The organism is Alteromonas sp. ABV2_168, assembly GCF_056161165.1.
In genome coordinates this window covers 194664-208357 of the sequence record NZ_JBSWYQ010000001.1, presented here as the reverse complement: position 1 = coordinate 208357, position 13694 = coordinate 194664, and the positions used below count along the sequence as shown (strand labels likewise).

Below are 13694 nucleotides of genomic sequence, written 5' to 3'. Positions count from 1 at the left end.
ACAACCCTTTTGCGTTTTTACTGTCCTGCGTTAACCTAGCTGCTGCAGTACAAGGTATTACTTTAAAAATGCTATGCACCGTTAAAACAATTAAGGATCAATTATGAAGACCACGATGCGTGTAATTGCCGCTTCTTTGCTTGCTGTATCTGCTTCACTCACATCAACACTGGCCAGCGCAGACGCTATTACCGATGCGGTAAAAAACGATAACCGCTCAGCGGATGCCAAAGCCCGTGACGAGTACCGTCATCCTCAACAAACTCTGCGCTTTTTCGGTATTGAACCGGACATGACCGTTGTTGAGATCTGGCCCGGCGGTGGCTGGTATGCCGATATTCTCGCACCTTTATTAAAAGACGACGGCAACTATATTGCAGCGCACTTCTTTATGTTCGACGGTGCACCGGGTTATTACGCCGGTTCACTCAACGGCTTCAAAGAAAAAGCCAAAGCGGGCGGCCCTTATGAGGGTGCCACGATTACGGCTTTCCATCCTTCAAAGAGCCCTGACATTGCCCCTGACGGCAGTGCAGACGCAGTGCTGACCTTCCGTAATGTCCATAACTGGTACATGGGCGGCGATAAAGAAGGCGTGACCAGCTCGTTTAAGTCGTTCTACAAAGCCCTGAAGCCCGGCGGCATCCTGGGCGTAGTTGATCATGAATTACCGGAATCCGCTGCTGACGAAGCAATGAAAAGCAGCGGTTATATGAAAAAGTCTTTTGTCATCGATGCTGCTGAAGCTGCTGGTTTCAAACTGGTTGCGGAAAGTGACGTAAATGCTAACCCTGCAGACAATGCCGATCACGCTAAAGGCGTGTGGACCTTGCCACCTTCACTGCGCTTAGGCAAAGAAGATCAGGCAAAGTATCTGTCTATTGGTGAAAGCAACCGGATGACACTTAAATTTATTAAACCTGAATAAGAGATAACGGAACGCTTTGATGAACGTACTAGTTATTGGCAGCGGTGGCCGTGAACACGCATTAGCGTGGAAAGCCGCACAATCTGACTCTGTCTCCACTGTTTATGTTGCGCCGGGTAATGCAGGCACAGCCACTGAACCTAAGCTGAAAAACGTGAACATTGGTGTAACAGACATCGAAGGTTTGCTGGCGTTTGCCAAAGACACCGCGATTGACTTAACCATTGTCGGCCCTGAAGCGCCGCTGGTTGAAGGTGTTGTTGACGCGTTTCAGGCTGCCGGTCAGATGATTTTCGGACCGACACAAGCTGCGGCCCAACTGGAAGGTTCCAAAGCGTTTACTAAAGATTTCTTAGCCCGCCATGCCATTCCTACAGCGGAATACCAGAACTTCACTGAAATCGATCCTGCTATCGCCTATGTGCGTGAAAAAGGTGCACCGATTGTCGTGAAGGCTGACGGTCTGGCCGCCGGTAAAGGTGTTATCGTTGCGATGACGTTACAGGAAGCTGAAGATGCCATCCGTGACATGCTTGCAGGTAACGCATTTGGTGACGCCGGCAGCCGCGTGGTAATCGAAGAGTTTCTTGATGGTGAAGAAGCCTCTTTCATCGTGATGGTAGACGGTAAAAATGTTGTGCCTTTCGCCACCAGCCAGGATCACAAGCGCGCAGGTAATGGTGACTCTGGTCTGAACACCGGCGGTATGGGTGCATACTCACCGGCTCCGGTTGTGACGCAGGAAATCCATGACCGCGTAATGAAGGAAGTCATCATGCCTACCGTTGAAGGTATGGCAAGTGAAGGGAATCCTTATACAGGCTTCCTGTATGCAGGCCTGATGATCATGGCAGACGGTACGCCAAAGGTTATCGAATACAACTGCCGTTTCGGGGATCCTGAAACCCAGCCTATCATGATGCGTTTGCAGTCTGATTTAGTGGCAATGTGCCAACTGGCCTGTAAAGGTGAACTGGCCGGCAAAACCATTGATTTTGATGAGCGCGCTGCGGTTGGTGTTGTACTGGCTGCAGGGGGTTACCCGGGCAGTTACGACAAAGGTGATGTCATTGAAGGGCTGGATAAAGCTGCTGCTCACGAAGGCAAAGTTTTCCATGCCGGCACTGCCATGAAAGACGGTAAGGTAGTGACTGCAGGCGGTCGTGTACTATGCGCTACTGCATTGGGCAACAATGTTACTGAAGCTCAGCAGAAAGCCTATGAATTACTGAATACCATCAGCTGGAAAGATGTGTATTTCAGAACAGATATCGCATACCGCGCTATCGCCCGCGAAGCAAGCGGTCAGGCATAATCCGGTAAGGGCGCTGCGGCGCCCTTTCTTTTTGCCTTTTCTTCCCGTTCCCCCAAAGAAAGACCTTATTCTCTGGTCGTAACCCGACAGTCCCGGAAAATTCCCCGCTATATACGACCAAAGCACGGTGTGCCCGCCGGCACTTTCCAATTAGTCTTACAGGTCTGTACAAAAATGCTTCAAGATAGTCAGATATGGCAAAATTTATCGAGCAAATTGAAAAACTGTTGCTAATCCTCATTATGCTGGCGACGCTGGTTGCTGTGGGCGATGAAATCATGCATATGTTTCATCAGCGTAAGGTTGAACTTTCAGATCTGCTGCTATTGTTCATCTACGCCGAAGTCATCGGCATGCTGGCCGCGTACTATAACAGCAGCCGGATTCCGGTTACGTTGCCGCTGATCATCGCCATGACAGCGCTAAGCCGCATGATTATTTTGCAAAGCAAAGAGCTGGATAAAATTGTGCTTCTTTATGAGTCCAGCAGTATCTTGTTGCTCAGTATTGCCGCAGTGATCATGAGTCTGAAAGATAAAATCAGTTTGGAGAAACTGAAAAACCGGCATCTGAATCCTCCCGGTTAACGGCGTACAAAGCACGCCCGGCAATGGCCGGGCACTATAAATCAGGTGAATTTCGAACCCGTTGCGGACTTATTCTGCAACATAGTTCCCCTTGATTCTTCCGTGCTGCCAGCTTATAACAGAAGTCCGGTATTCCTATTCTGTGATTATGTCAGCCAAACATCCGATTATTGCCATCACCGGTTCTTCCGGCGCAGGCACCACAACAACGACAAATGCGATCACGCACATCTTCCGTAACCTGAATGTCAATGCGGCAGTGGTTGGCGGTGACAGCTTCCACCGTTTTACCCGTCCGGAAATGGAGGTGGAAATCCGCAAAGCGCAGGAACAGGGCCGCCATATCAGTTACTTCGGCCCCCGCGCCAACGATTTTGAATTACTCGAAACCCTGTTTAAAGAATACGGACAAACCGGCACCGGACAATTCCGCCAGTATCTGCATACCTTTGATGAAGCCGTCCCGTTTAACCAGATGCCGGGCACATTCACGCCCTGGCAGGCGCTGCCGGAAAACACTGACTTACTGTTCTATGAAGGTCTGCACGGTGGCGTTGCCACAGAAGAAAATGACGTGGCGAGCCATGTAGATTTGCTGGTAGGCATGGTACCGATTGTAAACCTGGAGTGGATCCAGAAAATTGTCCGCGATACCACTGACCGGGGACACTCCCGTGAAGCGGTGATGAGCAGTATCGTGCGCGGACTGGACGATTATTTTCAGTACATCACACCGCAGTTTTCCCGCACTCACGTTAATTTCCAGCGTGTTCCCACTGTCGATACATCTAACCCGTTCAGTGCCCGGGAGATCCCTACCCAGGACGAAAGTTTTGTCGTCGTGCGATTCCGCCGTGAAATGAAAAATGTTGATTATCCGTACCTGCTGCAAATGATCGACGGCGCCTTTATGTCCCGCATTAACACCCTGGTGGTACCGGGTGGAAAAATGGGTCTGGCGATGGAATTAATCCTCACACCGCTGATTGAAGATATTCTTGATCAGAAGCGCCGGGCAGGCAGTCAGATGGACTGGGTGAGCGAGCAGTAAGCAAATCGTACATAGCCGTTAACAGCCCGTTTTCATTGTGTTTTCATCATTCAAATGCATAACGGATATAACTGATTTTCCGCGGTTTACAACGCACCGGGCGTTCAGCCGCGGGCCCTGAAAACGTATAATTTACCCCTTACAATTTGGGGGTAAAAACCATGCTGGATTATGTACTCGTCGGCATAGCTGTACTGGCGTTACTTGGCGTCGTTTTCGAAGAAGTCATTCACGTAAACAAAGCCAAAACGACGCTTTTTCTCGGAACACTTGCCTGGATCCTTCTCTTTATAAACGCTAACCGCGGGCCCGGTTTAGAAGAGCTCAACGAACACCTTACTGAAAACATCAGCGAAATTTCCACCCTGTGGCTGTTCCTCGTCGCCGCCATGACATTTGTTGCTTACCTTAACCGTAAAGGCATGATTGAGAATATGCTCAATATCATCATGCCGGCCAAAATTACGCTGCGAAAGCTTATCTTCTTCACCGCCATCTTCAGTTTCTGTTTCTCTTCTCTGGCAGACAACATCACCGCCACTCTGGTGTCCATAGCCATGGTACTGTCACTGGGATTACCGTTTAACCAGACCATGCGGTTTGCGGTACTGGTGGTATTTGCGGTGAACTCCGGCGGCGTGTCACTCATCACCGGCGATGTAACCACTCTGATGATTTTCCTCGACGGCAAGGTTACTATCACGCAGTTGCTGCTGCTCATCATTCCGTCCCTTTCCGCCGTACTATTCCTGGCAATGATGCTGAGTATAGGTATGAACGGCACCGTGAAGATAAAGAAAACCCGTCATGATATGCGTACCGTTGACTATGTCATTGCCGGTATATTCTTATCCACCATCATACTGACTCTGGTTGCCAACGTTCTGTTTGCCATCCCACCGATGCTGTGTTTCCTGGCTGGTATGGCTGTCATGTTCCTGGTCGCGACCTTCATGGGCGAAGAGAAGTATCAAGACCCGATCCTGGACTACATCCGCCTCATTGAGTTCGACACCCTGCTGTTTTTCCTCGGTGTACTGTTGCTGGTTGGTATGCTGGACCATATTCACGCACTGGGTGCATTGCTTGAGGTGTACAACATCTTCCCGTCAACCGGCGCAAACTTCATCATGGGCGTGCTGTCTTCAATGATTGATAACGTGCCACTGACAGCCGCACTGCTGAAAGCTGATATATCCATGTCTACCGCGGAGTGGATGGCGTTTACCTATGCCGTTGGCGTAGGGGGTTCACTGCTGATCATCGGTTCTTCGGCGGGGATTGTTACCATGAGTAAAGTGAAAGGGCTGACCTTCGCTAAATACGGCAAATTCGCCTTGCTGTTGCTGCTGGCTTACTCTTTCGGTTTTGCCATGGTTCTGATGATGGCGGACCTGGTACTCGGCTGACGGCAGACCTGATGCCCGACTGACATCATTTGTAACATTCCACGGACATTCGCAACATCTCTGTGCTTTTGTCCGTGACCTGAAGTGGTTATAGTTAAGGTAACTTAAGACAGTACCCGCCGTTTTGCGCGGCGTACTGCTTTTTATTACCGGTTACACAGCCACTGTTCAGGAATAACAATCATGGGTCAGGAAACGTCCAAAATACTTGTTGTCGATGATGATATGCGCCTTCGCAGCCTGCTGGAGCGTTATCTTGTTGAACAGGGCTTTCAGGTGCGCAGCGCAGCCAATGCAGAGCAAATGGACCGCCTGCTTGAGCGTGAGAACTTCCATCTGATGGTTCTGGACCTGATGCTGCCGGGTGAAGATGGTTTATCTATCTGCCGGCGCATGCGACAGGCAGACAACGACATGCCCATCATCATGCTCACAGCCAAGGGTGACGAAGTCGACCGCATTATCGGCCTGGAAATGGGGGCCGATGATTACCTGCCCAAGCCGTTTAATCCCCGCGAACTGCTGGCCCGTGCCAAAGCCGTATTACGACGCAAAACCACAGAAGCGCCCGGCGCACCGTCCAGAGACGAGCAAATTGTTGAGTTCGGTGATTACAGCCTGAACCTCGCTACCCGCGAAATGACAGCCGCAGGTAAGCCGCTGTCGTTAACCAGCGGCGAATTTGCTGTACTTAAATCACTGGTCACCCACCCCAGAGAACCGCTCTCCAGGGACAAACTGATGAATCTGGCCCGTGGCCGTGATTACAGCGCGCTGGAACGGAGTATCGACGTGCAGGTTTCCCGTCTGCGCCGCATGCTGGAGAAAGACCCGGCAAGCCCGCGCTATATTCAGACGGTATGGGGCCTTGGCTACGTGTTTGTGCCGGACGGTGGCGCAGCATAAGATGATGTTCCTTGCGTGAGGCTGCTTCCTAAAAGTGCATTCGGACAAACCGTACTGCTGATCGGTGTACTGCTGCTGATCAATCAGGTGGTGTCCTATTTGTCAGTCACCTACTATTTTGTGCGTCCTACCACCCAGCAGATCAGCAGTTTGCTGGCAACGCAGGTACAAAGCGTGCAATCGCAGGGGTTGATGAGCGCGCCTCTTGAGCAACGGCTGGCCTACGCAAAACAAACCAAAGTCGAAATCATGACCACGGAGCAGGCGCTGCAGCAGGGTCTGCGTGATGCCACACACTATAATTTCATGTCTTCGCAGGTATCTTCCCAAATTGGTGTCAAAGCAGATGTGCGGATCAGTACGGCTGAAACCGCAGTTGGCAGCGAGCCTTACCGTGTGTGGATATCTCTCAGCACGCGACCGAATATCTGGGTCAGTATTCCGCTGATAGGCGGCAACGACGCCCATATTTCACCGCCCCCCACCATGTATCTGATGGTAATCGGTATTTTGAGTGTGACCGGCGGCTGGTGGTTTGTACGCCATCTTAACCGGCCGCTGCAGGCGCTGCAGCAGGCCGCATTGCAGGTTGGCAGAGGACAGTTTCCGCCCCCGCTGAAAGAACAGGGCAGCAGCGAAATGCGGGAAGTGACCCGCGCATTCAACCGGATGAATCAGGGTATAAAGCAACTGGAGGATGAGCGGACATTAATGACCGCCGGTATCTCTCATGATTTACGTACCCCGCTTACCCGAATCAGGCTGGCTTCGGAAATGCTGCCGGAAGAAAGTGAGTGGGTGCGTGACGGCATCAATGAAGACATCGAAGATATGAATGCAATCATCGATCAGTTTATTGAATACGCCCGCTTTGACCGTACCGGCGAATGGGAAAATGCCAATCTGAATACGCTTATCGGTGATATGGTAAGGGTGCATGAGCGTTACGAAAGCCATCATATCACCCTGAAACTGACTTCTTTGCCGGATACGCCGGTACGCACGGTAGCCATCAAGCGGGTACTGGATAACCTGATTGAAAATGCCTTCCGCTACGGCGGTGACAAAATTTCGATAAGTACCTTCTTTGACCGCGCGAAACAACGGGTTTATTGCCGCATCCGCGACTTCGGCCCCGGCATCCCTGACAACGAGCTGGATAACGCTTTTATGCCGTTCAAACAGGGAGATAAAGCAAGGGGCAGTCTGGGCTCAGGGCTGGGTCTGGCTATCACCCGTAAAATTATCAATATGCACTTCGGCAACATCACACTCAGGAATCACCCCGAAGGTGGCCTGGTCGCGGAATTCTGGCTACCCGGCGCTCACTAGCCGCCATTCAGTCATTACTGCTATACCTGCTGCTTAATCTGGCGACTGTAATACCAGGTGGTGCTCCACAGCCATATGCTGGCAAGCGGGATGATCCAGAAGGCGATATGAAGCCCCTGAAAACTGGCCCAGAATCCGGTAGCAAAAGAGGCTACCTGCACCCCGATAGCATTCCCAATCAACGAAATCCCGGACAAAACCGGACCTTTTGACGGATCCACATTCATTGCCGCCGAAAGTACCAGAGGAAAGAGACCCCCTAATCCCAACCCGAGCAGGAAATTGAAGCTGCCAATAGCCACACTGCCTGCGGCAAGCTTAATACCGAAAGCACCGGCAAGGGTCATGGTGGCCAGAATTATCATTAACCGGTAAACACTGTAATAGCGCAGGAACCAGGAAAAAATCAGCCGGCTTAATGTCATTCCGGCGGTGAAACACGCCAGCAGATTGCGGGCCTGTTCACCATCGTAACCATCGTTTTTTGCGTAACTGACAAACCAGTTCGCATTACCGAACTCCACCGCCCCGTAGCCGAAACTCACCAGACACAGCAGCAGAAACACAGGCTGCCTGAGCATATCCATGTATTTGAGTGATGATTTCTTTTCTGCCGGTTTACCTTTGCTCAGTTTTCTGTGCTGGCCGGCAATCATAAATGTGTAGGCCGACACGCAAAGCAGAAGGAAAGTCAGAAATTGCAGGGGCTTCTGCCACTCGTGAGAAAAGGTGTAGATCAGGGTCACATAGAAAGACGCAGCGAAAGTACCGAGGCTGAACATAAAGTCCATCACCCCCATCATGGCAAACCGCTTCTCTGCGTACAACTGGGCTATGAGTGTATGTCCGATGGTGATCACCGCAGAGCTCACCACACCGGTGAGAAACACCATCAGCAGCATCCCTTGCCAGGCGGTCATCAGGGAGACCCCGAACACCAGCACCGCATCCACAGCACACAACCAGGCCAGCAGATAAAGAAAATCGAATTTACTGACGTATTTGCCGCCAAACAGCGCACCCAGCATCATGCCCAGCGAGAACAGCAGGAACAATGCTCCGCTGACGGTTTCACTCATTTCAAGATCGGCAGCAATCTCCGGCAGCAAAACACCCCAGAGAATAAAAAGCATCCCGAACAGAAAAAATCCGCCAAATATGATCGCGGTAACCGGCCGGCGGCTCACAGGCACGCCTTACTGTCAGACGTCAGGACTACCGTTTTCTGTAACGAACTTAGGAATATTAAACGCAATGGCCAGTACACCAAACACAAACAATAACATGGGGTACCAACAATACATGGAAACGGACAGCGGAGATAGCCCGCCCACAGCGGCGATTGTGAGGATTTGCGCACCGTAAGGCACCAGCCCCTGAAAACTGCACGAGAACACGTCCAGAATGCTGGCTGTACGGCGGGGGTCAACGCCATACTGTTTATTCAGATCGCTGGCTATCGGACCGGCTGCCACGATAGAAATCGTGTTATTCGCCGTGGATAAATCCAGCAAACTGACCAGAGCCGCAATACTGTACTCTGCCCCCTGACGACTTTGCACACGCCGGGTTAGCACCTGAATCAGCCAGGTAATACCGCCGTAAGCATGCATCAGACTGACAATACCACCGATTGTCAGAGCGATAACCGACAGATTCTGCATCCATCCCAGGCCGGTTTGTATACTTTGCCACATCCCCATAGGTGCGAAACTACCGGTGATAAGGCCGATAACCCCTGCGGACCCGATACCGATAGCGAGCACCAGTACCACATTCAAACCTGCCAGTGCACAGGCAATAATAAGCATGTAGGGCAGAATGCGGATGAGTTCGTAATCACCCTGCTGTAACGAACTGGTATCCGCCACGCTGACAAATGCCAGAATGATAATGGTGATCACGGATGCCGGCAGGGTAATAAGCAGGTTAGCCTTAAATTTGTCGGTCAGCCTGACGCCCTGACTGCGGGTTGCCGCGATGGTGGTGTCTGACACAAAGGATAAGTTGTCACCAAACATGGCTCCGCCAACAACCACACCGGCCAGCAATGCCGGTGACACACCCAGCCCATCAGCCAGTCCAAGCCCGATAGGAGCCAGCGCCGTGATAGTGCCGGTAGAAGTCCCCATGGAAAAAGAAATAAAACAACAGATGATAAACAGACCCGGCAATATCATGGGCGTTGGTATTACGCTTAACGCCAGGTTGACGGTGGCATCCCGCGCGCCGATATCGATGGTCAGCGAATAGAATGCGCCGGCGAGTAGAAATATCAGCACCAGCAGAATAATGTTCTTGTTACCCGCTCCCTCGCAGAATTGCGCAATCTTCTCATTCAGAGTGAGCTTCTGATCCTTCGGGTTCAGCAGCAGGGCATATCCGGCGGCCAGGAAAAGGGCTACCAGAACTGGCATAGCGGTAATGTTGTCGCTGATAATGCCGGCAATCAGCATAGTGACAACAAAAAACAATATAGGCGTTAGCCCCAGAAATTGGGCAGGTGCTGACTTTTGCACGGGACCTCGTTGATTGTGCAGATGAATCCGGTAAGGATTTTATCGTAAACACGCTGTCCGGGTGAACGTAAAACAGCGGTAAAACAGATACTTTAGCCTATATTATTTCACGCTATCTTATGTAATCCTTCTGCATGACGATTTTCATCCGTCATACAGGCGAGCGGTAACCGGCATGGAGATACCCGGCTGGCACTGCACACAAGGAACAGAAGAAAGGTGTAATATGAAGAAGTTAATCGGTGCTTTAATTATCAGCGCGTCGGCCCTGAGTGCCGCACCCGCGATGTCGAACGAATTAGGCAGTTGTCTGATCGATTCCTTAAACGGCAAAGAAAGAAAATCGCTGGCAAAATGGATTTTCTTTTCCATGGCCGCTCATCCTGAAATAAAAAACTATGCCGAAGTATCGGAAAAAGACCGCCTTGAGTCTGATAAGGACATCGGCGACCTGGTTACCCGCCTGCTCGCAAGCGACTGCCCGGCGCAGTTTAAAGTTGCCTCTGAATCTGATCCCATGGCACTCCAGCGTGCCTTCGAACTGGTTGGTCAGGTCGCAATGGGCGAGTTAATGCAGGATCCGGTGGTTACTGACGCTATCGGTAATTATTCCCACTTCATGGATCCGCAAGCCATTCAAAGCGCACTGGCCGGCGGGCAGTAACCGCCAGCCAGCAACTACATTGCAAAAAAAGCCCGCAGACACACTGCGGGCAATAAGTCGACTAACGTCGGATAGAAAGCTGTCAGAAGCCGGGGCCGGCTTTCACGATGGCATCACTGACATCGTATTTTTCGAAATTGGCTTTGAATTCCTGCACCAGATTTTCAACATAGGTTTGATAAGCCTGCTGGTCGGCCCAGGTTTCTGCCGGCACCAGCAATTTACTGTCGACACCCGGTACCGCTACCGGCACGTCCAGATTCAGACCATCAATATGCCGGGTTTCCACATTGGCAAGTTCTCCGGAAACGATGGCGTCGATGACTGCTCGGGTAACAGGTATATCGAAGCGCTTGCCGGTGCCGTAGGGACCACCTGTCCAGCCGGTATTCACCAGGAACACTTTAGCGCCGAAACTCTTTACCCGCTTAATCAGTAGTTCCGCATACACGCCGGCAGGACGTGGGAAAAACGGTGCGCCAAAGCAGGTTGAAAAAGTCGATTCAATATCAGCAGTGGACCCTATTTCTGTCGAGCCGACTTTTGCTGTGTAACCACTTAAGAAGTGATAGGCCGCGGCTTCTTCACTGAGCACAGAAACCGGCGGCAATACGCCACTCACATCACAGGTGAGGAACACAACGGAGCGGGGCTCACCGCCCTTATTCTCAGCCACACGCTTTTCAATATGCTCCAGCGGATAGGCGGCACGGGAGTTCTGTGTCAGGCTGACGTCGGCATAATCCGGGGTGCGTTTTTCATCCAGTACCACATTTTCCAAAATCGTACCGAAACGGATGGCATCCCAGATGACAGGTTCATTTTTCTGCGATAAATCGATGCACTTTGCATAACAACCACCTTCCAGGTTGAACACGCTTCCGGGCGCCCAGCCATGCTCATCATCACCAATCAGAAAGCGCTTGGGATCGGCAGACAGCGTGGTTTTGCCGGTGCCGGACAATCCGAAGAATAAGGTGACATCACCTTGCTCTCCCACGTTGGCTGAGCAGTGCATAGGTAACACTTCTTCTGCCGGTAACAGGAAATTCTGTACGCTGAACATGGCTTTTTTCATTTCACCGGCATAACGCATACCGGCGATAAGCACCTTTTTCTCAGCAAAATTCAGAATAACCACACCGTCACTGTTGGTGCCGTCACGCTCAGGATCACAGGTAAAACCGGGCACATTGAGGATCTGCCATGCCTCTTTGTTATCCGGATTCCACGTTGCGGGCTGAATAAACAGGTTGCGGGCAAAGATATGCTGCCATGCCGTTTGTGTTCGTACTTTTATTGGCAAAGCATGTGTAGGGTCAGAGCCAACCTGTAAATGAGAAAGGAAATGTTCCTGTGTATTTAAAAAAGCGTCTACGCGGTCCCACAATGCATCAAATTTATCTGCATCAAAGGGCTTGTTCACCTTACCCCAGTCAATGTCTGATTCCGTAGAGGGCTCTTTGACAATAAAGCGATCCGCAGGAGAACGACCTGTCCGGTGTCCGGTTTCTACTACCAGCGCACCATTGTCTGCAAGGCAGCCTTCGCCACGTTTAAGTGCAATTTCTATTAACTCAGCTGACGTGAGATCAGTGAGCACGTTTACTGCTGTATCTGAATTTAAAAGTGGTGCCGCGGTCATTTTGGTAAGCCCTTTGGTAAGTTTACATTTTAACTTTCAAAAATCCTTTTCAATTCGATTGTATATAAAACAAGGGCAGAGACAACATCATAAATACAAATAGCGATTATTTTTTGATCTGAATGACTATTTAAAGAAATAAACTTTCAGAATGAGTAAATCATGGAAAGTTGGAATGAAAAAATAATAATTAATTTTCAATAAATTATGAATAAACGAGAGGATTGTAACTTGATTGTAAAATTAAAATACAGGGAACAGAATTTGGTTTACACACAATTAAACGTTGGTCGCCCTTTCCGGAAGCAGGGCTTTGCAGCTGCAGCATGAAAGCAGGACCTGCCGGGGCTTAACCGGCAGGCGCTGTTGTATTTCCGCTTTTTGCGAAGCGCTTTCGGAGGCACTTCGCAGGGCTTTTACTGATCTTTACGGGTTTCCACAAACTGGCCGTTGTGAATGGCTTCCACATCGACGCTGTCGAACAGATATTCAGAATGACAATACTGGCAGTGCATTTTAATGGCACCATCCTCTTCAATGATCTGCAGCAATTCTTGTTTGTCCACGTTTCTCAGTGCGTCAGCACTGCGCTGTTTGGAGCAGGAACATGAGAATGAAACCGGGTGAGCCGGATACACTTCAACTTCTTCCTGGTGGTAAAGACGATACAGAATATCGTTCACCGGCAGACCAAACATTTCATCTTCTTTCAGGGTTTCTGTCAGCTTGCAAACATGCTCAAAGTCAGTATCCTGCGCCACATTTGTTGCGGCAGCCTGACTGGGCAGAACCTGCAATAGCATACCCGCAGCACGGGCGCGGGTAGGTTCCTGCAAATCAGTCATCAGAATGATTTTCGTCGCCAGTTGTTCAGACTGCGTGAAATAGGCTTCCAGACATTCAGCAAGTGTAGGCTTGTCCAGCCCTACAACTCCCTGATACCGTTCACCTTCTTCCGGCGTGATGGTAATCACCAGTACAGCATCTTTTACCAGTTCACCAAAGCTCTCAGGCAAAACCGTCAGCGTTTCATCCCAGCGGGCTACGCCACGAAGTTTGTATTCGTGGGTGGCGTTGATTACCGCGTAGCTCACCGGCCCTTTACTCTGAATTTGCAAACCGATTTCGCCTTTGAATTTTAAAATTGCCGTCAGCAAACAGGTTGCCGCTGCCATTTCACTCAACAGGTGCTGGATTTGCACCGGGTATTCCGTGCTGTGCACAATGGATTGCAGACTTTCTTCCAGCCTGACCAGCTCGCCGCGTACGTTTGCTGCATTCAACAAATAGCGATGTAATTCATCATAGTTGCTCATGAAATTTATCCTGTCTTAGCAG

12 protein-coding genes are annotated in these 13694 nt (G+C 50.5%); 8 read left to right on the top strand and 4 right to left on the bottom strand.

Annotated elements, in window-relative coordinates; translation table 11 throughout:
• Positions 1-115: 115 nt before the first annotated feature.
• From ACXAH4_RS01010 to envZ, 7 genes are all read left to right on the top strand, one after another.
• A complete protein-coding gene (locus tag ACXAH4_RS01010) occupies positions 116-928 on the top strand; it encodes a class I SAM-dependent methyltransferase (RefSeq protein ID WP_474848827.1) in 813 nt (270 codons plus the stop codon).
• 19 nt (positions 929-947) lie between these two features.
• Positions 948-2243, top strand: a complete 1296-nt coding sequence (gene purD / locus ACXAH4_RS01005; RefSeq protein WP_474842091.1) for a phosphoribosylamine--glycine ligase — start codon at positions 948-950, stop codon at positions 2241-2243.
• Positions 2244-2437: 194 nt separating this feature from the next.
• Complete coding sequence (locus ACXAH4_RS01000) at positions 2438-2830, top strand: phosphate-starvation-inducible PsiE family protein (protein WP_119503086.1); 393 nt, start codon at positions 2438-2440, stop codon at positions 2828-2830.
• A 148-nt stretch (positions 2831-2978) separates the two neighbouring features.
• Positions 2979-3881, top strand: coding sequence for a phosphoribulokinase (locus ACXAH4_RS00995; protein ID WP_119503087.1), 903 nt, complete (start codon positions 2979-2981; stop codon positions 3879-3881).
• Positions 3882-4042: 161 nt separating this feature from the next.
• Positions 4043-5290 (top strand): ArsB/NhaD family transporter, encoded by a 1248-nt coding sequence (locus ACXAH4_RS00990; RefSeq protein ID WP_474880338.1) that lies wholly within the window; start codon positions 4043-4045, stop codon positions 5288-5290.
• 183 nt (positions 5291-5473) lie between these two features.
• A complete protein-coding gene (gene ompR / locus ACXAH4_RS00985; protein ID WP_474880337.1) occupies positions 5474-6196 on the top strand; it encodes an osmolarity response regulator transcription factor OmpR in 723 nt (240 codons plus the stop codon).
• A gap of 15 nt (positions 6197-6211) precedes the next feature.
• Positions 6212-7528, top strand: coding sequence for a two-component system sensor histidine kinase EnvZ (gene envZ / locus ACXAH4_RS00980; protein ID WP_349590632.1), 1317 nt, complete (start codon positions 6212-6214; stop codon positions 7526-7528).
• A gap of 20 nt (positions 7529-7548) precedes the next feature.
• Here envZ and ACXAH4_RS00975 read toward each other — a convergent pair whose 3' ends face one another.
• On the bottom strand, positions 7549-8715 hold the full coding sequence (locus ACXAH4_RS00975) for an MFS transporter (RefSeq protein ID WP_474880335.1): 1167 nt from the start codon (positions 8713-8715) through the stop codon (positions 7549-7551).
• 15 nt (positions 8716-8730) lie between these two features.
• Complete coding sequence (locus ACXAH4_RS00970) at positions 8731-10047, bottom strand: Na+/H+ antiporter NhaC family protein (RefSeq protein ID WP_474880333.1); 1317 nt, start codon at positions 10045-10047, stop codon at positions 8731-8733.
• A 226-nt stretch (positions 10048-10273) separates the two neighbouring features.
• Between ACXAH4_RS00970 and ACXAH4_RS00965 the strand changes: the two genes are divergently transcribed.
• Positions 10274-10711: a hypothetical protein gene (locus tag ACXAH4_RS00965; RefSeq protein ID WP_474842099.1), complete on the top strand. Its 438-nt coding sequence runs from the start codon at positions 10274-10276 to the stop codon at positions 10709-10711.
• An 82-nt stretch (positions 10712-10793) separates the two neighbouring features.
• Here the strand turns inward: ACXAH4_RS00965 and ACXAH4_RS00960 are convergent, their stop codons facing one another.
• Entirely contained in the window at positions 10794-12356 is a 1563-nt protein-coding gene (locus ACXAH4_RS00960; RefSeq protein ID WP_474880332.1) for a phosphoenolpyruvate carboxykinase, read from the bottom strand.
• Between the two features lie 416 nt (positions 12357-12772).
• On the bottom strand, positions 12773-13672 hold the full coding sequence (gene hslO / locus ACXAH4_RS00955) for an Hsp33 family molecular chaperone HslO (RefSeq protein WP_303572402.1): 900 nt from the start codon (positions 13670-13672) through the stop codon (positions 12773-12775).
• Between the last annotated feature and the right edge of the window lie 22 nt (positions 13673-13694).